Below are 19,940 nucleotides of genomic sequence, written 5' to 3' on the forward strand. Positions count from 1 at the left end.
CACGGATCCTCCAATTTGTAACTCCAGAGCAGATAATCGCCTTCCTCGATCAGGCCGGCACGCGTGACGCCCTGTAGCGCAACGACGTGTTTCGACAGGCGTTGAAAGGCGGACCGGATGGTCGAGGAAGCGGAAAACAAGATGCCCAACGGACCGATATCGGCCGGCTTGAACGAGATGCCGAGCCGGGCGCCAAGCGTCGGCTCACGCAGGATTTCGGCGGCCTCTTCGAAGATGGCGACATAGCGCGCCAGTGGCACAAAAGCGTAGGGATCGTCGAGCTGCGACCGTAAAATCCCGTGGCAGGCGAGAAGAACGTCGGTTTTGCCGTGTTTTTCATCCAGTTCCTGAACCAGAGGGACAAGCACGGAGGCGCGAATTGCGGCAATCGCGGGAGGGCGCCTGCTGAAATCGGATGCACCTGCCATTCAATTCACCTTCATGGCGCCGCGTGGCGCGGTTTATCGAAACTATGGCGTATCCTGCAATTCTTGGACCAGACCAGAATCCCTAGCCTGAGCTGATAAAAGCTAAAAAGAGGGGTTCTCATGTCTGTCGAAACGAGCATGCCCAATCAACCATCAGGCCGGCTTCAGAAGAATTCGATCGGTCTTCTTCACATCGTCTTCTTCGTCGTCGCGGCGGCAGCGCCGCTGACGGCGGTGGTCGGCGCATCACCCGCCGCCTTCGCATTCGGCAACGGCGCGGGCGTCCCCGGCGCCTTTGTGCTGTCCGGATTGCTGTACCTGATCTTCAGCGTCGGCTTTACGGCCATGAGCCGCTATGTCGGCGGTGCAGGCGCCTTTTACACCTATATCGCACAGGGCATCGGCAAACCGGCCGGCGTCGGCGGGGCGATGATGGCGATCGTCACCTATAGCGCCGTCCAGATCGCGATCTACGCGCTGTTCGGCGTGTTTGTCGGCGGGGCTCTCGCGCCGCTCGGCATGACGCTGCCATGGTGGGTCTATTCCTTTGCGGCGATCGTCATCGTGACCCTGTGTGGACAGCGAAACATCGCCTTCAGTGGTCATATTCTCGGTGTCTGCATGATCGCCGAGATCGCCATCCTGCTGCTGCTCGATATCGGCATCGTCTTTTCCGGCGGCGGACCGGAAGGCATGGGTTTGACCTCCTTTGCGCCCGCCACCGTTCTCGGACCCGGTCTCGGCGTAGCGCTCGTCTTCGTCATAGGCTCCTTTATCGGCTTTGAAGCGACGGCGATCTTCGCCGAAGAGGCCGAGACGCCGGAGAAGACCATTCCGCGCGCGACCTATGTCGCGGTGCTGCTGATCACCGTCTTCTACGCATTCTCCACCTGGGCGATCGTGCAATATTACGGGCCATCGAAGGTTTCGGGAGCGGCCCAAGCCGGCCTCGACACCTTCTTCTTCAACGCCGCCGGGGCCGTGCTGGGCAATTGGTCGGTGCAGGTGATGAACATCCTGCTGATCACCAGCCTGTTTGCCTGCGTGCTGTCGTTCCACAACACCATCAACCGCTATTTCTTCGCACTTGGTCGCGAGGGGATCGTGCTCCAAGTCCTCGGCACGGTGCACGCCAAGCATGGGTCGCCCTATATTGCCGGTCTGGTTCAAAGTGCCATAGCCGCAGTCATCCTGGCGGGCTTCGTCATCGGCGAGCAGGATCCCTATGCGGTAGTCTTCTCGTGGATGGCGGCCCTGGCGACGATCGGCATTCTCGCCGTTCAGGTACTCGTCTGCGTGGCGATCATCCTCTTCTTCCGCAAGGCGAAGAGCGACTTGAGCCTCTGGAAGACCCTGATCGCTCCGGCGATCAGCCTGCTTGGCCTTCTCGGTGCACTCGGGCTCGTCAGCGCCAACCTGTCGCTGCTCTCCGGCTCGGAAAGCCTGATCGTCGCATCCTTCCCCTATCTCATTGCGCTTGTCGGCCTGTTGGGCGCTGCGTTCGCAGTCTGGCTGAAGTCCAGCCGCCCTACCCTCTACGCTTCGCTCGGGAAGGTCTTCGAATGATGCAGGCTCTTCTTCCCTCCTTCGATGATCGCGGGTTTCCCGCGGTCATCGCCACCACCGTGATCGCGATGCTCTTTGCAGCGTCCGTTCATTTCCACCTCCTCTGCGGCATCGTCTGCCTTCATGGCGAAGACGCGCTGATGCCTGCCGATATCTGCCACGTCGCCACGGCTGGCCGTTGAGTGCAGCCGTAGGCTGCCATCATCCCAACACCCAAGCCGTCATCGCCGCTTTATTCAGAAAGGACAGTTTCATGGACGCTCAGGTTTCCGTCACCCATCCACTCGATCCCTTGGGCCTCATCGAAATCGAGGAAGCGGTGCTGATCGTCAGGGGGGAGCGCAAGCTCGGACCGCAATGCCGCTTCCCGATCGTCCGGCTGGAAGAGCCGACGAAGGTGGATATCGCCGGTTGGAAATCCGGTGCGACGTTGCCGCGTCTCGCTTTCATTCTGATACTCGATACCCTGTCCGGCGAGGTCACTGAAGCGATTGTCGATCTCAGTCGCAAGCGGGTGCACAGCTTCGAGCGCCTACCGCTCGATCAAGCGCCCTACGGCCAGCCGCCTGTCATGATCGAGGAGTTCGTGCGCTGCGAGGAGATCGTTAAGAACGATCCGGCCTGGCGTGCGGCGGTCAAGCGCCGCGGCATTACCGAGGAAGACATCCCCCTCGTCCAAATCGATCCCTTTTCCTCGGGCTATTTCGGCCGTGACTTCGAGAAGGGCAAGCGCATCGTCCGTGCCGTCAGCTATTGGCGCGAGGATATTCGCGACAACGGCTACGCCCACCCGATCGAGGGCGTCGTCGCGGTGGTCGATCTGATCAGCAACAAGGTGGTCGACCTCGTCGATGACGAAAAAGCGCCTCCGGTTCCGAAGAAGAAGCGAAACTATGGCCGCGAAGCCTTTCCAGAGACGCGAAAGGACGTCAAGCCGCTCAACATCGTCCAGCCCGACGGCCCAAGCTTCAGCGTCGACGGCTGGAAGGTCGAATGGCAGAACTGGAGCTTCCGCGTTGGTTTCACGCCGCGCGAGGGGCTTGTGCTGCACGAACTGGCGATCAACGACAAGGGTCGGCTGCGGCCGGTCATTTTCCGCGCCAGTGTCACGGAAATGGTGGTCCCCTATGCCGATCCGACGGCGAACCATTATTGGAAGAGCGCTTTCGACGCCGGTGAATACGGTCTCGGCCGACTGGCGAACTCGCTGGAACTCGGCTGCGATTGCCTGGGGCAGATCCACTATTTCGACATTCCGGCGGCCGACGACCTCGGCCAGCCCTTCGTCATGAAGAATGCCGTCTGCATGCACGAGGAGGATTACGGCATCCTCTGGAAGCACTATGAGTTCCGCAACGACATTTTCGAAGTGCGCCGCTCGCGCCGCCTGGTGATCAGCTTCTTCGCCACGGTCGGCAATTACGACTATGGCTTCTACTGGTATCTCTATCAGGACGGCACAATCCAGCTCGAGGCCAAGCTGACCGGCATCATCCAGACGGCCGCGATCGCGCCCGGGGAGACCTATCCATGGGGCGGCATGGTCAGCGAGAACCTTGGCGGGCCAACCCATCAGCATTTTTTCAACGCACGCCTGCACATGGATGTCGACGGCGGCGGCAACACGGTGAGCGAGCACGAATTCGTGCCGCGTCCCTGGGGCAAGGACAACCCTTACGGCAACGTCTTCGATACGACGACGAAGGTGCTGGCCCGCGAACTGGATTCGCCTGCCGTCGCCGACGGTATCACCGGCAAATACTGGAAGATCAGCAATCCGAACGAGAAAAACAGCGTCGGCCGTGCTCCCGGCTACAAGGTCGCCGTCATGCCGAGCCCGCTGATGCTGGCACAGGAAGGCTCGACCGTGCGCGAGCGAGGCGGCTTTGCGACCAAGCACATCTGGGTCACGGCCTTCGATCCCAAGGAGAAATATGCAAGCGGCGACTATCCGAACGTCCATGCGGGCGGCGACGGACTGCCGAACTATGTGAAGCAGAACCGGCCGATCGAAAACGCGGATGTCGTCCTGTGGCACTCCTTCGGCCACACGCATGTCTGCAAGCCCGAGGACTTTCCCATCATGCCGGTCGAATATGCGGGCTTCACGCTGAAGCCGAACGGCTTTTTTGGCGAAAATATCGCGATGAACCTGCCGGCCGAGACAAACCATCACAGCATCGACAACCGACAGCCGTCATCTTCGGAAGAAAAAGGGAGCTGCTGCCACAGCAAATGACCGTGACTCGCGACAACAAGCCGACCCTGTATGCAGGGGTCGGCGCGATCTGCCAGCGAACGACAGATCAGCTCACGCGACCATGAGGTCGACCGAGTAACCTCAAGCCGCCTTTCGCGTGAACTCAATATAGGCTGCGGCCGTCCATGAGAAATCGAGGCCGCCGCAGCCTTCGCCGGTCAGTGGATCGAAATACTCCGCGAACCCCTGTCGCTCGACCACCTGAACCGTCGCGGCGCGCAGCCCTTCGGCCAGATCGACACGGCCATTGCGGCGAAGGCCGGCAATCAACAGCCAGTTTATCACGCCCCATACCGGGCCGCGCCAGTAGCGCTTGGCTTCAAACCCGGCAAAGGCTTGCGGTGTTGACGGAAAAGCCACCGCCAGACCACTCGCCCAGCTTTCCATCTCCGCGCAAGCAGCATCAAGAATGGCAGGCTCCAGATCAAGCGCCAGCAGCGGAATGAACCCGGCCTGGGTCGGAGCCTCCACATCCTCTTCAGATATGAGATCGCGCGAGACGAAGCGGCGCAGATGCGGGCGCCACTGTGCCAACAATGCCTTTCTCGACAGTGTATTCATCTGCCGCAGCTCGGCTGCCTCCTCAGTTCGGCCAAGCATAACGGCAAGCCGCTCCAGCTCCTCGCCGGATCTCAGGAGAATGGCGGTCGTCTGCACCTCAGCGATCTTGAAGGGGGCCGCCTTCCACTGGCGCTCGGGATCCCAACCGCAGGCCGCATAGGTGTCGACGAGGTGGATGAACCGCCGGTAGTCCTCGTCGCGCGGGCGCATGGCCTGATCCACATGGCCGGTATCCTTGCGCACGACAGCGGTCTCTGTCGTGGTTGGCACGCGTGCCAGCGCGATATCCCAGGCCGGAGAGTTGTCGCTGCCGCTTTCCCAAGGGTGCAGCAGCGCGACAAGCCCTGTTTGCTCGGGGTCGCGCGCCGCATACCACCATCGATGCCAGCACAGCGCCGCTTCGAACAACGGTGCGGACCGTTCGGTGGCGTTCACAAGGCCGCTATCAACCGCAGCGTCGTGGACGCGTTTCAACGCCATGCCGAAGACGGGTGGCTGAGTGATGCCGGATGTTGCGATAGTGTGCGACGTCCGCCAGACGTCCGGGCCAGGAAAATAGCTATCGCTCGGGGCGTGGAAAACGATATGGGGTATCATGCCATCCGCCCACTGCCCTTCCGCCAGCCGTTCGAGTTCGCGATAGGCGCGGGGCACATCGTAAGCTGCAAATCCCATCGCGACGAAGGCGGAATCCCAGTTCCACTGGAAGGGATAGAGCCGGTCGGTCGGCACCGTGTAGCCGCCGCGATCATTCGTCTTCAGGATGGCGCGGGCCTGGGCGATAAAATCCGTCATGTCGTCGTCCTATATGGAATTCTGGTCAGTTGGCGGCGGCGTTGAGCGCGACGCCGGTGTCCGCCGAGAGCCAGGTCAGACGACTTGGATCCGGCCTCAGCCCGATCCTGTCGCCGGCTCTGACCTTTTCGCCCGGCGGCAGGATCACCCGGACGGGTTGGCCGGCGATCGTTCCGGTCAGCAGCAGGTGCGAGCCCATCGGCTCGGAGACGCGCACATCGAGCGGCAGGCCTTCGGAGAGAGGCGCAAGCGCTACGTCCTCGCCACGCAGGCCAAGCACGATATCGCCGCTTGCCTGCGGCACGGCCTGCGCCTGGCTCCCAAGCTTCACCGCTCCGCCTTCGACCGGCAGCCGGATGAAATTCATTGGCGGATTTCCGATGAAGCCGCCGACGAAGCGGGTCGCCGGATGGCTGTAGATCTCGACAGGTGGCCCCACCTGCTCGATACGGCCGTTGTACAGGACCGCGATACGGTCTGAGAGACCCATGGCCTCCGTCTGATCATGCGTGACATAGACGGTGGTCGTCCCCGATGCCTGCAATACGGCCTTAAGCTCGGTCCGCATCTCCAGGCGCAGAAGCGCGTCGAGATTCGACAGCGGCTCATCCATCAGCAGTACCTGCGGCTCGACCGCCAATGCACGGGCCACGGCCACACGCTGCCGCTGGCCGCCGGACAGCTTATTCGGATAGCGGTCGAGATAGGGCTCGATATGGAGCAGCGCCGCCGCTTTTTCGACCTGCGTCTTCACCCTTGCAGCATCGGCCTTCTGCATGCGCAGGCCGAAGGCGACATTCTCGAAGACTGTCATGTGCGGGAATACGGCATAGTTCTGGAACACCATGGCAAGGCCACGATCCTTAGGTGCCAGGCCGTTCACGGCTTTGCCGCCGATCAAAATGTCGCCCGACGTCTCTGTTTCCAGCCCGGCGATGATGCGCAGCAAGGTCGTCTTGCCACAGCCCGACGGGCCGAGCAGTGATACGAATTCCCCATCGCCAATTTCGAGCGAGATTTCCTTCAGCGCATCGAAGGAGCCGAAGCTCTTCTTGATACGGTCGATTTTGATATTTGCCATGGTCAGATCCCGCTCATTTGCTGGAGATGCCCCAGATCGCGAACAGGTAGCGTCTGATCGCGAAGATGAAGACGACGGACGGAAGGATGAGAAGCAGCCCTCCCGCGAAACGATAGTGCAGCGGACTTTCCGCAAGCACTGTCAGGAGGTAGGCCGTCAAGGTCCTGTTGCGCACGGTCAGCACGGATGCCGCGAAGACCTCGTTCCAGGAGATGACGAAGGCAAAGACGGCGGTTGCCGCAAGCCCGGGAAGCGCAATCGGCGCAACGATGCGAAAGAAGGCCTCGATGCGCGAGCAGCCGAATACCCATGCCGCCTCTTCCAACTCCCGTGGGACGCCCATGAAGATGCCCTGGGTGACGAGCGCGGCAAAGGGCAGCGCCAGCACCGTATGCACCAGACCAACACCGACAACGGTGTCATAGAGCCCCATGCGAATGAAGGAGACGGTAAGAGGCAAGGCCAGGATCGCCAGCGGAAAGGCCCGCGTCAGCAGCACCAGCAATCGGAAGCTATCCTTGCCCCGGAACTGGTAGCGCGCAAGCGCATAGCCTGCCGGCGCACCGATCAGGATCGAGAGCACGACCGTGATGGCCGCCGCTCCGAGCGAATTCAGAAAGGCAGTTGCCACCCCCTCCGTCTTCAGGAAGAGCAGGAACGGGTCGATGGAGATACTGGATGGCAGGATCGATTTCGGCCATTTGTAGACGCCCGTCTTGCCTCCAAGCGCGCCGAGCGCCACCAGATAGATCGGCACCAGAACCCAGGCGCAAAGCACAACGATACCGCTCCAGAACAGGAGGGTACGCGCGCCGGTGAAGCTCGCTGTTCGTGACGCGCTCATGGCAGTCGCTCCGGATCGACCTTGACGGCCTTGAGATAGACGACGGTGGCGGCAAGCGAGATGACCATGATCAGCACGGCATAGGCTGCGGCGACGCCGTAGTTCTGGTTCTGGTTCTGCCAGGTATAGGCTTCGCCGACGAGAACGGGCATGTTGGTCCCTCCGAGCGCATAGACGACGGCGAACACTTCGAAGGCGAGCACCGTGCGCAGGATCAGTGCGGATTGCAGCGCCGGCCGGATCAGCGGCAGCGTGATCCGGCAGAACCGTGTCCAGCGGCTAGCGCCGAAGATCTCGGCCGCCTCGCGGAACTCCTTGGGCACCTGGTTGAGACCGGCGACGATGATAACCATGACGATCGCGGTGCCGCGCCATATCTCGGCGATGGCAATGCCGATGAACAGGGCGACCGGGGTCTGGTAGGTCAGCCAGTTCGCCTGCCGCGAGATGATGCCAAGCTCGAAAAGCAGGCTATTGAGATAGCCGCTGTTTTGCAGGATCGAGAGCCAGACCAGGCCGGCGGCCAGATCGGAAATGCCAAGCGGGATCGTCCAGATCCACAGGATCGTCTCCCGCCCTCCTCCAACCTTGGCAACCATGCTGCCCATGACGAGCGCCATGGCAACCTGGATCGGGACGACGACGATCGTCAGAAGGAACGTATTGCGGATAGCCGACGCGAAATTCAGATCGCCCGTCAGCGTCTGGAAGTTGGCGACCGAAAAGCTCCCGTCCTGCGAAACGGCAAGCCAGATCGTCTGCACAAGCGGAACGATGAACAGCAACGCCAGGAAGAGGACGGCCGGCGCGATCAGCAGATAGGGAACCACGGAGCGGTTTGCAGTCATAAGGATTACTCACGTTGGATCGTGGGCTCCGGCGACAACCGGAACCCACGGTGACCGGACGGCTTATTCGACCGGGCAAGCGCCATCGCTGGCTTTGTCCGGCGCCCAGCACGGCGCCTTGGTGACCGTCATGATCTTGGAAAGAGTGGCGGCCTGCTCGTTCAGCACCTGATCGATCGGCTCGTTACGGATGACGATCCGCTGGAACGTATCCATGTAGACCTTGTTGAACTCGCCGCCCTTGTCGCCGAGGCCGACCGGAAGCAGCGAGACGATGGCGTCCTTGGCATTCTGCGTCGCATCGACACCCCTCGCCAAAAGGGCGATGCCCGGATCGATAGTCTCGGGGAGTTTCGCATCCACCGTCGGGAAGAAGCCGACCTTTTCGGCCGCCGTGAGCTGGATGTCGGGCTGAATGAGATGCTCGATCACAGTCCGTGCACCCGCTTCGTTCGGTGCGCCCTGCGGGATGGCGAGACCGGCAACAACAGGCATATAGCCCCGTCCCTTCGGGCCGGCCGGTGCCGGGAAGACGACATACTGATCGGGATTGCTGCTGACGGCCTCTTTCAGACGCGCCAGATGATCCCAGGCGACCCAGACTTCCTCGGAGAGCAGCGGCTCCTGCATGAAGTTGTAGTTGGTCGAGTTCGGATTGACGACCGTCCAGAGCTGCTTGAAGCTCTCCCAGGCCTTGACCGCATCAGCGGACTTGAACGGCCGCACGACGCCGCCAGTGAAGGATGGGTAGAAATAGCCCTGGAAGAACCGGGGCATCAGCCCCTTGGGACCGGCGGGGAAACCGATGCGCGGCTGGCCGGTCGCCTCCTGCATCTTCTTGCCCCAGGCGATGAGCTGGTCGTAGGTCAGCGCATTGATATCGGCGCCTTCGGGAAGATATTGCAGCGCCTCCTTGTTTGCGGCCATCACATAGGTTGCCTGCATCCAGGGAATGTATTGCTGCTTGTCCGTCCCCAGCTTGCCGAGATCGATCACAGTCTTCGGCATGCCGGCGGCCGCTAGCTTGGCCGCCATATCATCAAGTGGCACGAACCCGCCCTTGGCGGCGATCGGCGACAGCTCGCCGTGCAAAGCGCCGACCAGGCTGATCGTGTGCTTGCCGGCCTGCCGCTCGGCTTCCATGCGAACGGCAAATTGCGGCGGCTCCTCGACCACGTATTCGACGGGCGTCTTCACATCCTTCAGGAGCTGTTCGCGCACCACCGTCGCCTCTTCGATCGGCCGCAACTGCGTGGACAGGAAAATCGTGTCCGCATAGGCAAGCGAGGTGGTCGCAAAGCTCGCGGCAACGACCAGGCCGTATAGATATGAGCGCTTCATTGGTTTCCTCCTCTTTGAAACGTCGGCCGCTTCGGCCGGGCATGCATTCGGCTGTCAGGGACGGCGGCGGTGGCTCTCTCTCGGAACGAATTCCACCGGATAGATTTCTTGAAGTGTCGCGGGGTCTTCGCCGGCGATCGCACGCAGCAGCAGCGATGCCAGCCGCTCGCCGACGTTCGCCCCGGTCATGTGCATGGTCGAAAGCGGCGGGTCGCTATAGGCACCCATCGGCACATCATCGTGCCCGATAAGGCTGACCGCATCCCCACCTTCTATTTCCCGAAGAGCGCTGAGAGCCCCGATCGCCATTTCATCGGTGCAGCATAGGATAGCCGTGGGCTTGTGAGCGCCCGACATCAGCGTCTTCGCGGCCCCATATCCGCCACGCTCGGTCGGATCGCCGACCGCGAAAAGATCCGCATTCAGACCGGCCTCGGAAAGCCCCGCTTCCCAGCCAGTCCGCCGCAAATGCGCGAAATTGTAGTCACCCGGCCCGGCGAGATGCCCAATGTGGACATGGCCCTCTTTCGCGAAACGAAGTGTGGCCTCGCGAAACCCCGCATGGCCGTCCCCATCGATGAAGGCATGCGGCGTCTGGGCCTCCGTCCGGCCATGCGTGACGAAAGGAATGCCGCGCGATTGCAGAAACTCGACGCGCTCGTCGTGCCGCTTCGTGCGGACGAGAACCATAGCGTCGACGCGGTGGCCATCGACGAAGCGACGGCACATGTCCAGCTCACTCTTGCCCCTCGGCACCGGCGCAATCACCAGATTGAGGCCCGCGACGGCGAGATGCTCGGCACAATCGGACAGCATGTCGATGAAGTATGGCGGGCTGATCTGGCCCGGAGCGCTCGGCAGCGGTACGGCGACCAGTTCGGCACGCTGGCGCCGCAACCGTCGCGCCGAAGCGTTCGGCTGATATCCCGCCAGGCGCGCCGCCTCTTCCACCCGCAGGCGTGTTGCCGGCGACACATCCGCATAGCCATCCAGCGCCCGCGAGACGGTCGTGATCGACAGGCCAAGAGAATTGGCAAGTTGTTTGAGGTTTGACATCGCTTCTCCCAAAACGTTTTGGAAATGAACCCCAAAACGTTTTGGGAGTCAAGACTTCGGATTGGCTCGATGGGTCATCCGGGCCATCCTCCACAGCGCAAAGACCGTCCGCACGGGAAGCAGATGAGGCGGCGGTTCGGAGGCTGCAATCGCCAAGCCCGGCATATCCATTTGACAGATATCCTACAAGTGAATATCTAGTTTCCGCACAATGATGAAGTGAGAACCCGCATGACCCTCAAGACGATGAAGCCCCTGACCCGCGCGCCTCTGTTGCATGTATCCGTGCAGGAGAGCCTGAGGGCCTACGTCGCCGACAACGCGTTGCAGCCCGGCGCCATGCTGCCGGCCGAGGGTGAGCTTGCCCATCAGCTCGGGGTTAGCCGCAACTCATTGCGGGAAGGCATCAAGGCGCTGGAATCGCTCGGTGTGCTGGAATCGCGGCGTGGTGTCGGCATTTTCGTCAAAGCCTTCTCCTTCGAGCCGCTGCTCGACAACCTCGCCTATGGGCTTGGCGGCGCGCTTCGTCAGATCGAGGAGGTCCTGGAGATCCGCCGCACGCTGGAAGTGGGCCTCATCGGCAAAACCCTGGAGATCATCGGCGAGGAGGATATTGCCGAACTCAGGGCGACTGTGAACCGCATGTGCGTACATGCCGAGAAGGGAGAGGCTTTCGCTGAGGACGATCAGCTTTTCCATCGCCTGCTCTTCCGCTGCCAGGACAACGAGACGCTCGTCCGGCTCATCGATGTCTTCTGGATGGCCTTCTACAAGGCCTCCGATTTCGTCAACCTCGACAATCTCGATCCGGTCGGCACCTGGAAGGATCACGCGGCAATCGTCGACGCAGTGGAGGCACGGGACCTTGCGGAAGCCAAGCTGCGGCTGGACCGCCATTACCAGGGCATTTCCAGGGTGATCGCCAATAACAAGACGAATTCAAATGTGGGAGGAACACAATGAATCGACTGTTCAGACTGTCATCGGCCATCGCGCTTGCCGCGATGACGGCAACGGTGACCATCCCGGCTATTTCCGCTTCGGCGTCGGCGGCAACATTGTCCGGCGGCTTCGATGTCGGACCCGGCGGTTTCCAGGGTAACTTCAATCCACTGGCGGCCACCGGCGGCTTCACCTGGCTCAGCATCTACTACGAGCCGCTGGTAAGCTATGACGAGAAGCTGCAGAAAGTCGTCGGCGTGCTCGCCTCGTCCTACGAGGTCAGCGCCGATCAGCGCAGCTACACCTTCACGCTCACTGACGCGAAATGGCATGACGGACAGGCGTTCACGGCAAAGGATGCGAAGTTCACCATAGAGCTCGCAAAGAACCCCAAGACCGGCTCCGTTCTCGCCGCCCGGCTGACGGCCGTCTCCTCGATCGAGACGCCGGACGACAAAACGCTGGTCGTCAAGCTGAGCACGCCATCGGCCAGCCTCATGGACACGATGACCAAGATCATGATGCTGCCGGAGCATGCGCTATCACAGATCCCCACCGACCAGCTTGCCAAGAATAGCTGGTGGTCCACGGCGCCGATCGGCACAGGCCCGTTCAAGTTCACCCGCTATGTGGCGGACCAATATGTCGAGCTTTCGGCCAATACCGACTATCGCGGCGGCAAGCCGGCGCTGGAGAAGCTGATCGACCGGTATTTCGCCGACCCGGCGGCGGCGATCTCAGCGCTGAGGGCTGGCGAAATCCAGTTCACCTATGTCGATTCCAACGATGTATCGACCTTCAAGGGCAACGCCGATTTCCGGGTGATCGAGGGTGAGTCCTTCGTGGTGAACTATCTCGGCTTCAACCATGATTCACCGATCTGGAAGGATCTGCGCGTCCGGCAGGCGGTCATGTATGCCATCAACCGCCCCGCCATCGTCCAAAGTCTCTATGGCGGCGCCGCCAAGCAGGCCAACTGCACCTATGTCGCCGACCATCTCGTGCCGAAGGATGTCGAGCCCTATGGCTATGATCCGGAAAAAGCCCGGCAATTGCTGAAAGAGGCCGGCTGGGACAAGATCAATGGCGACAAGCCGATCACCTTGCTGACCTACTACACCACGCCGCTCGCAGCCAATGTCATGGCCGCCCTGCAGGCCATGCTCACCCAGGTCGGCATCAATGTGACGCCGCGCGCAGTCGACACGCCGACCTTCAACAGCATCGTGCTCAATCCGAAGCCGGATGTCGCGCAGTTCCAGATGATCTACGCCGGCCTGCAGAACGGCCCAGATCCCAGCAGCATCAATGCCGGCCTCAACGAGAAGCAGATCCCGCCGGCCGGTGCCAATGTGGTGCGCGCCCGCATGCCGGATCTGACTACTGCACTCGACGCTGCCCTTGGCGAAACAGACCTCACCAAGCGCAACACCCGCTATCAGGACGTCTGCAAGGTCATCAATGGCGAGCTTCCCTGGGCAACGCTCTGGGTGGCAAATCGTTATGGCGTCGTCTCCTCCAAGGCGAAGGACTTCGTCTGGACGCCGGCACCAGGCGGCGGACCTTACCAGGCCCATCCGGAGAAATGGTCGCTCGCCGAATAGGCCTGGCACTCCCGCAGCGTGAGGGTGGCGCATTGAACCGCGCCACCCCAACAGGGGACGTTTTTCATGCTCAAATATAGTGCGCGGCGCCTTTTGATCGGTTTGGGAATGCTGCTCGCCGTGAGCCTGCTGACCTTCATCCTCCTGCGGCTTACCCCCGGCGATCCGGTCGATGCCTATGTCGATCCGAACGTGCCGATGTCACCGGCCGATCTTGTGGAATTGCGGGCCCGGCTCGGCCTCGATCGCCCATTGCCGGTGCAATATCTGGCATGGCTGAAGGAGGCCATCACTGGCAATCTCGGCTATTCGATCAAGAGATTCGACCAGCCGGTGCTCGATCTCGTGCTTTCGCGCATCGGTCCGACACTGCTCCTGATGGGATCGGCGATCGTGATCGCGGTTGTGGCCGGCGTGGCAATCGGGGTTGTCAGCGCCGTGCGCCGCAACTCGCTGCTGGACGTCTCGTTCTCCGTCCTCGCACTCGCCGGGATTTCAAGCCCGGCCTTCCTCAGCGCACTGATCGGGCTCTACATCTTCTCCGTCAGGCTCCACTGGATGCCGTCTGGCGGCATGCTGACACCGGGTGCGGATTTCTCCGTCGGCGATCTGCTGCGTCACCTCATTCTGCCGGCTTCGCTTATCGCCATCGCCCAGGCGGCTCTCATCACCCGTTACATGCGTGCCTCGCTCCTTGAAGTGCTCAATCAGGATTATGTCCGCACCGCGCGCGCCAAAGGCGTCTATGAATTCTGGGTCATCGCCAAGCACGCACTGCGCAATGCGCTTCTTCCCGTCGTCACCCTTATCGGCTCGACCATCGGCCTTGCGATCGGCGGCGCGATCTTCATCGAGAGCGTCTTCAACTGGCCGGGCATGGGGCTGCTATTGGTGGACGCCGTCGGCGCGCGCGACTATCCGGTCATCATGGGCGCAACACTGGTAATCGGCGCCTGCGTCATCGTCGTCAATCTCCTGACGGACATCACCTATGCGGTGATCGATCCGCGCATCAAGGTGGGTTGAGCGATGCTGGCCCGATCCCCCACCCGCAGCCCCGGCCCGCTCGCCCGCGCCTTCGAGCGCTTCCTGTTCAATCGGCTCGCCCTCTTCGGCGTCTGTTTGATCGTGCCCATGCTCGTGCTGATCCTCTCCTATCCGCTATGGTGGAGCTTCAAGCCGAACGACATCGACCTGCTCGCCATGAACAGCGGGCCAACCACCAAACACTGGTTCGGCACGGACGGCGTCGGGCGCGACGTTTTTGCCCGCGTGCTTGCCGGCGGGCGCATTTCGCTGCTCGTCGCCATCGGATCGACCGCGATTTCCGCCGTCATCGGCTTCCTGGTCGGCGCCATCTCCGCGCTTGCCGGCCGTTTCGCGGATGCGGTCACCATGCGTTTCGTCGATCTCGTCATGACGCTGCCGCCGGTGATCTTCCTTCTGGTGCTCGCCTCGATCGCCGGCACCGGCATCTGGCCGACGGTCCTCGTCATCTCGCTGCTCTCCTGGCCGCTGCTGGCGCGCATGATCCGCTCGCGCCTCCTTGAGCTGCGCGAACGCGACTTCGTGATCGCGGCGCGCGGCATGGGCGCCGGTCTCCCGCATCTGCTTCTGCGTCACGGCCTGCCGAACTCCATCGATATTCTCGTCGTCTTCGCAACGCTGCAGATCGCCAATTCCATTCTGCTTGAAGCCGGCCTTTCCTTCTTAGGGCTAGGCATCGCCCCGCCCGCCGCGAGCTGGGGCAACATGCTGAATGCCGCCCGCTCGACGGCCGTGTTCGAGCAATATCCCTGGCAATGGCTCTTCCCAGGCGGGGCGCTCGTCCTTGCCGTCCTTGCCATCAACTTCATTGGCGATGGTCTTCGCGATGCCTTCGACCCTCATACCGAGCGAAACTAACCACTGAGAGAAAACGAATATGAGTAAATTCAAGGGTGTTGTTCCCCCCGTCGTCACACCGCTGAAGGCGGATCTCACCGTCGACTACGCCTCCTATACGCGGGTGCTGGAACATCTGATCGAGGCCGGCTGCCACGGCCTCTTCGTGCTCGGCTCAACGAGCGAGGTGGTCTTCCACGACGAGAAAACTCGGCAGGAGATCATCGAACACTCGGCCAAGGTGATCAACGGCCGCGTGCCGCTGATCGTCGGTGTGATCGATCCGACCACCGACCGCGTCATCAACCATGCAGAGATCGCCAAGGCGGCAGGCGCCGATGCGGTCGTCGTCACCGCCCCCTTCTACACCGTCACCAGCCAATCGGAGATCCTCGATCATTTCCGCTATATCCGCGATGCGGTCGACGTGCCGCTGATCGCCTATGACATCCCGGTCTGCGTACATGTGAAGCTGCAACGCCAGACCACCGTCACGCTCGCCCGCGAAGGCGCGATCATCGGTGTCAAGGATTCCAGTGGGGATGACGGCAATTTCCGCTATCTGCTGCTCGATCTTGCCGACCGGAAGGATATCTTCCTGATGACAGGGTCGGAGATCGTCGTCGACAACGCGCTGTTGATGGGCGCGCATGGTGTGGTGCCCGGCATCGCCAATGTCGATCCGCACGGCTATGTCCGTCTTTGGAACGCCGCTCAACGCGGCGACTGGGTCGCGGCGCGCAAGGAGCAGGAGCGCCTCTGCCGGCTCTTCGAGATCGTTTGGGTGGCGCAGGGCCGTGTCAGCGGCGGCGCGTCCGGCATCGGCGCCTTCAAGGCGGCGATGAAGAGCCTGGGGATCATCGATACCGCGCTGATGCCGAGACCGCGCGCCGCCCTCAACGACGCCGAGACCGGCAAAATCAATGATATCCTGCGCGCCACCGGCCTGCTTGCCTGATGATCATGATGCACGAGAGCACTGAGACCATACTGGACATCAAAGGGCTGCGGACGGTCTTCCGTATCCACTCTGGTGCGGTGACCGCGGTCGACAATCTCGACCTTACCGTCGCGGCCGGCGAGACGCTGGCGCTGGTCGGGGAATCCGGCTCCGGCAAATCGGTGACCAGCCTCTCGGTGATCCGCCTGCTGGCGCGTGATATCGGCGCGATCGCGGCCGGCAGCATCCGCTTGAAGCGCAAGTCCGGCCAGGTGAGCGATCTCGTGCCACTGGATGAGAAGGAGATGCGCTCAATTCGCGGCGACGATATCGGCATGATCTTCCAGGAGCCAATGTCGAGCCTCAATCCAGTCTTTACCATCGGCGACCAGATTTCCGAGCCGATCCGCATCCATCGCAGGGCAAGCAACAGAACAGCGATGGATGCGGCTATCGGACTTCTCGATAGCGTGGGCATTCCCGATGCCAGACGCCGCGCCGGCCAATATCCGCATGAGCTTTCGGGCGGCATGCGCCAGCGCGCGACCATCGCCATGGCGCTTGCCTGCGACCCAACACTGCTGATCGCCGACGAGCCGACGACGGCGCTCGATGTCACCATACAGGCGCAGATCCTCGACCTGTTGCGAACACTGCAACGCGAGCGCGGCATGGCCATGCTGTTCGTCACGCACAATCTCGGCGTGGTCGCCGAAATCGCCCATCGGGTGGCGGTCATGTATGCCGGCCGGATTGTCGAGACCGGGCCGGTGGGCGAAGTTTTCCGCAATCCGAGGCACCCTTATACCGTCGGGTTGCTAGCCTCGATGCCAAGGCTCGGCGATGCCAGCCGCATGAAGCAGGCCGGCGAAAAGCTCGCTGCCATTCCGGGCATGGTGCCTACCCTCATGAACATGCCGGCCGGCTGCTCCTTCGCGCCGCGCTGCACGTTCGCGATCGACGCCTGTCGCGCCACCGTGCCTCCTCTCGCCGAGGTCAATCCGCATCATCAAAGCCGTTGTATCCGCTGGCAGGAGATCTAGATGAACGAGCCCCTGCTCTCCGTTCGCAATCTCGCGAAGCACTATACGACCCGCGGCACGAAGACCTCCGTCCTGCAGGATATCTCCTTCGAGATCGGCAGGGGCGAAGTGGTCGGCCTCGTCGGCGAATCCGGCAGCGGCAAGACGACGATCGGCCGGTCGGTCCTGCGCCTCATCGAACCCTCGGCAGGCAGCATCCGTTTCGACGGCATCGCCCTAACCACCCTCTCAGCATCGGCGATGCGGCGGATTCGGCCGCGCATGCAATACATTTTCCAGGACCCGTTCGCGAGCCTCTCGCCCCGCATGACGATCGGCGAAATCCTCACCGAGGGCCTGACGATCCAGGGTATCGGCACTTCGAAGGAGCAGCTAGATCGTGCTCAAAGCGCGCTCGAGCAAGTGGATCTGCCGGCCGATGCCATCCATCGCTACGTCCATGAATTTTCCGGCGGCCAGCGCCAGCGCATTGGCATTGCGAGGGCACTCACCCTCGCGCCGGATTTCCTGGTGGCCGACGAGCCGGTATCAGCCCTCGACGTGTCGATCCAGGCGCAGGTCATCAACCTCTTGCGCGATCTGCAGCAGCGCCTCGGCCTCACCATGCTCTTCATCTCGCATGATCTCGCCGTGGTCGAATATATCTGCGACCGGATCATCGTGCTCTATCTCGGACGCATCATGGAGATCGCGCCGAGCAGCGAGCTCTATGTCTCGCCGCAGCACCCCTATACGCGAGCCCTGCTTTCGGCGATCCCCTCGCCCGATCCGGATGCGCGGTGTGACCGGCAGATCCTCAAGGGCGATATTCCAAGCCCCGCCAACCCGCCCAGCGGCTGCGTCTTCCGCACCCGCTGTCCCAATGCGCTGCCGGCCTGCGCCAACGCCGTGCCGAAGCTGCGGGAAATCTCGCCCGGTCATTTCAAGTCCTGCTTCCGCGACGATCTCTCCGATTGAGGCGTTGCCTGCTCCCATTTCTGCCGTTTATGGTGATGGAGGCAGCATCGTGAGGGGGCAGCATTGAGCGGAAAAGGGATAACGATCAGGCACATCAGCGCCGACGAGTTCGACATTTTTCGACGGATTCGCCTGGAGGCCCTTCATGCCGAGCCGTCTTCTTTCGCGAGTAGCGCGCAGGACTGGGAGGTGCTGGCCGACGAGGAATGGCGCCGGCGGCTGAGCGATCCCGTTTTCGTGGCGTTTCGGGGCGATCAGCCTGTCGGCGTGATGGGGCTATTACTTCAGCGATCAAGCAAGATGGCGCATCGCGCCACGCTGATCATGGTCTATGTGCACAAAGATCTGCGGGGCGTAGGTCTTGCGAAGGATCTCCTCGGCACCGTGATCGCCTACGCACTGAACGAGGGCATTGTGCAGCTCGAACTGGTCGTCAGCGCGGAAAATCCAAAGGCAATCAGTTTCTATCGCCGGGAAGGCTTCTCTGAAATCGGCAGAATTCCCGGCGGGGTCCGCCATAACGGCCGGGAAATCGACGACATCATGATGGCGCGGCGGCTTACTAGATAATCAAGCAATCAGCCCCTTCATCGGGGCCACGAAGCCCGATCCCGGGAAGACATCGCGGGCCAATGTGGCGGGGGAAGCACCGAGCAAGTCGACGGCAATGCCCTTTATCACGGCACGCAGATCCGTCGTGGCGGCAAGATCGCGGCCGTCGCGCAGTTGCGCTTCCTTCAGGCCCGGCCAATCAGCGATGACGCGTCCTCCCTTGATCGCGCCGCCGGCGAGGAAGGCTGTCGTGCCGGTGCCATGATCGGTGCCCTCCGTGCCGTTGATCCGCGCGGTGCGCCCGAATTCCGTCGCGACGACGATCGCGGTATCCTTCCAGCTTGGCCCGAGCTCCTGCTCGAAGGCGGCCAGCGAGTTGTCGAGGCCGGTTAGCAGCCGCGTCAGGCGGCCAATTTCCCCTGCATGCGTATCCCATCCTTCGAAGGCGAGCGCTGCGACACGCGGTCCGTCGTCCTGCGCGAGCAGGCGTGCGGCCCCTCTTGCCATCTGCTCCATCCCAGCGGGGTCTCCCGGACCACCCCGGGCTTTAACGTCAACGCCAGCCGCAATCTTGCCCGTGGCAATGCCCTCGGCCAGTATGTTTGCAAAAAGAGGATCGGTATGGGTGTAGAGATCCATCAGGCGGGGCGGAAGGTCCGCACTGACGGGCTGCAGGCTCGACGGCGACCAGCCGAGAACGGGCGCATTGCCGCGAATGACCAGCGGCGCGTTCGCGCCAACTGCGAGCCCGCGGAGAGTGGCGCCCGGTGCGACCTTGTCGCCTTTCGGAAGACCTTCGAGCATACGGTTCAGCCAGCCGGAATCCACCCGGCCCGGCGTTTCATAGCCGGATTCCAGCACATCCTGACCGTCGAAATGCGAGCGGTCGCGATAGGACGTGGCGTTGGCATGGACGACGGCGGCCTGTCCCGCCCGATAAAGCCGGTTGAAATTGGGCATCGAGGGATGCAGGGCAAAGAAGTCGTCCAGCGGAAGGGCCGCATTAGGCCCGCTGATCGTCATCGCGATCGACTGGCGCAAGGATTCGTAGTCGGGATCGCCGATCGGCGGGACTGCAGTCAGACCATCAAGGGCGCCGCGCAGGATGATGGTGATGAAGCGTGGATCGCGACCGCCGGCGGCATGGGCAAAACGCGGGATAAAAGCCCAGGCGAACAAGGCGCCCGAAGCTCCAAGTACGGCACGGCGGGTGGGTGTTACGAGTTCACAGGTCATGA

The 19,940-nt window shown here is 62.0% G+C and carries 19 protein-coding genes; 11 read left to right on the top strand and 8 right to left on the bottom strand.

Annotated elements, in window-relative coordinates; translation table 11 throughout:
- A partial coding sequence (locus RRH01S_RS31305) for an AraC family transcriptional regulator ligand-binding domain-containing protein (protein ID WP_042477263.1) occupies positions 1-428 on the bottom strand: 428 nt, incomplete at its 3' end.
- Positions 429-548: 120 nt separating this feature from the next.
- Here RRH01S_RS31305 and RRH01S_RS31310 point away from each other — a divergent pair.
- From RRH01S_RS31310 to RRH01S_RS31320, 3 genes are all read left to right on the top strand, one after another.
- Entirely contained in the window at positions 549-1,994 is a 1,446-nt protein-coding gene (locus RRH01S_RS31310; RefSeq protein WP_015917987.1) for an APC family permease, read from the top strand.
- Complete coding sequence (locus tag RRH01S_RS31315) at positions 1,991-2,176, top strand: hypothetical protein (RefSeq protein WP_034515889.1); 186 nt, start codon at positions 1,991-1,993, stop codon at positions 2,174-2,176. The genes RRH01S_RS31310 and RRH01S_RS31315 overlap by 4 nt, the downstream gene beginning before the upstream one ends.
- A 71-nt stretch (positions 2,177-2,247) precedes the next feature.
- Positions 2,248-4,233, top strand: a complete 1,986-nt coding sequence (locus RRH01S_RS31320; protein ID WP_042477266.1) for a primary-amine oxidase — start codon at positions 2,248-2,250, stop codon at positions 4,231-4,233.
- A gap of 102 nt (positions 4,234-4,335) precedes the next feature.
- On the opposite strand, the gene RRH01S_RS31325 is transcribed toward RRH01S_RS31320, so the two are convergent.
- The 6 genes from RRH01S_RS31325 to RRH01S_RS31350 form a co-directional block, all read right to left on the bottom strand.
- Positions 4,336-5,610: an MGH1-like glycoside hydrolase domain-containing protein gene (locus tag RRH01S_RS31325; RefSeq protein WP_015917989.1), complete on the bottom strand. Its 1,275-nt coding sequence runs from the start codon at positions 5,608-5,610 to the stop codon at positions 4,336-4,338.
- 25 nt (positions 5,611-5,635) lie between these two features.
- On the bottom strand, positions 5,636-6,691 hold the full coding sequence (locus RRH01S_RS31330; protein ID WP_015917990.1) for an ABC transporter ATP-binding protein: 1,056 nt from the start codon (positions 6,689-6,691) through the stop codon (positions 5,636-5,638).
- A gap of 13 nt (positions 6,692-6,704) precedes the next feature.
- A complete protein-coding gene (locus RRH01S_RS31335; RefSeq protein ID WP_015917991.1) occupies positions 6,705-7,535 on the bottom strand; it encodes a carbohydrate ABC transporter permease in 831 nt (276 codons plus the stop codon).
- Positions 7,532-8,383: a carbohydrate ABC transporter permease gene (locus RRH01S_RS31340; protein ID WP_015917992.1), complete on the bottom strand. Its 852-nt coding sequence runs from the start codon at positions 8,381-8,383 to the stop codon at positions 7,532-7,534. Before RRH01S_RS31340 ends, RRH01S_RS31335 begins: the two co-directional genes overlap by 4 nt.
- Positions 8,384-8,446: 63 nt before the next feature.
- Complete coding sequence (locus RRH01S_RS31345; RefSeq protein ID WP_015917993.1) at positions 8,447-9,724, bottom strand: ABC transporter substrate-binding protein; 1,278 nt, start codon at positions 9,722-9,724, stop codon at positions 8,447-8,449.
- 54 nt (positions 9,725-9,778) lie between these two features.
- Positions 9,779-10,780, bottom strand: a complete 1,002-nt coding sequence (locus RRH01S_RS31350) for a LacI family DNA-binding transcriptional regulator (protein WP_015917994.1) — start codon at positions 10,778-10,780, stop codon at positions 9,779-9,781.
- Positions 10,781-11,011: 231 nt separating this feature from the next.
- On the opposite strand from RRH01S_RS31350, the gene RRH01S_RS31355 reads away from it, so the two are divergent.
- The 8 genes from RRH01S_RS31355 (at position 11,012) to RRH01S_RS31390 (ending at position 18,720) form a co-directional block, all read left to right on the top strand.
- Positions 11,012-11,743: a FadR/GntR family transcriptional regulator gene (locus RRH01S_RS31355; protein WP_015917995.1), complete on the top strand. Its 732-nt coding sequence runs from the start codon at positions 11,012-11,014 to the stop codon at positions 11,741-11,743.
- The gene (locus RRH01S_RS31360) at positions 11,740-13,326 is read left to right on the top strand and encodes an ABC transporter substrate-binding protein (protein WP_015917996.1); all 1,587 of its coding nucleotides are present in this window, start codon (positions 11,740-11,742) and stop codon (positions 13,324-13,326) included. The genes RRH01S_RS31355 and RRH01S_RS31360 overlap by 4 nt, the downstream gene beginning before the upstream one ends.
- A 66-nt stretch (positions 13,327-13,392) precedes the next feature.
- A complete protein-coding gene (locus tag RRH01S_RS31365) occupies positions 13,393-14,352 on the top strand; it encodes an ABC transporter permease (RefSeq protein ID WP_015917997.1) in 960 nt (319 codons plus the stop codon).
- A 3-nt stretch (positions 14,353-14,355) separates the two neighbouring features.
- The gene (locus RRH01S_RS31370) at positions 14,356-15,231 is read left to right on the top strand and encodes an ABC transporter permease (RefSeq protein WP_015917998.1); all 876 of its coding nucleotides are present in this window, start codon (positions 14,356-14,358) and stop codon (positions 15,229-15,231) included.
- A gap of 19 nt (positions 15,232-15,250) precedes the next feature.
- On the top strand, positions 15,251-16,168 hold the full coding sequence (locus tag RRH01S_RS31375; RefSeq protein WP_015917999.1) for a dihydrodipicolinate synthase family protein: 918 nt from the start codon (positions 15,251-15,253) through the stop codon (positions 16,166-16,168).
- A complete protein-coding gene (locus RRH01S_RS31380; protein WP_374188776.1) occupies positions 16,168-17,193 on the top strand; it encodes an ABC transporter ATP-binding protein in 1,026 nt (341 codons plus the stop codon). The genes RRH01S_RS31375 and RRH01S_RS31380 overlap by 1 nt, the downstream gene beginning before the upstream one ends.
- Positions 17,194-18,150, top strand: a complete 957-nt coding sequence (locus RRH01S_RS31385) for an ABC transporter ATP-binding protein (protein ID WP_042477269.1) — start codon at positions 17,194-17,196, stop codon at positions 18,148-18,150.
- Positions 18,151-18,213: 63 nt separating this feature from the next.
- Positions 18,214-18,720 carry a GNAT family N-acetyltransferase gene (locus tag RRH01S_RS31390; RefSeq protein ID WP_015918002.1) on the top strand — a complete coding sequence of 169 codons (507 nt, stop codon included), beginning with the start codon at positions 18,214-18,216 and terminating at the stop codon, positions 18,718-18,720.
- Here RRH01S_RS31390 and RRH01S_RS31395 read toward each other — a convergent pair whose 3' ends face one another.
- Positions 18,721-19,938 (bottom strand): DUF1501 domain-containing protein, encoded by a 1,218-nt coding sequence (locus RRH01S_RS31395; RefSeq protein WP_034515877.1) that lies wholly within the window; start codon positions 19,936-19,938, stop codon positions 18,721-18,723.
- Between the last annotated feature and the right edge of the window lie 2 nt (positions 19,939-19,940).

Origin of the sequence: Rhizobium rhizogenes NBRC 13257 (assembly GCF_000696095.1) — a bacterium.
Taxonomy (GTDB): Bacteria; Pseudomonadota; Alphaproteobacteria; order Rhizobiales; family Rhizobiaceae; genus Rhizobium; species Rhizobium rhizogenes.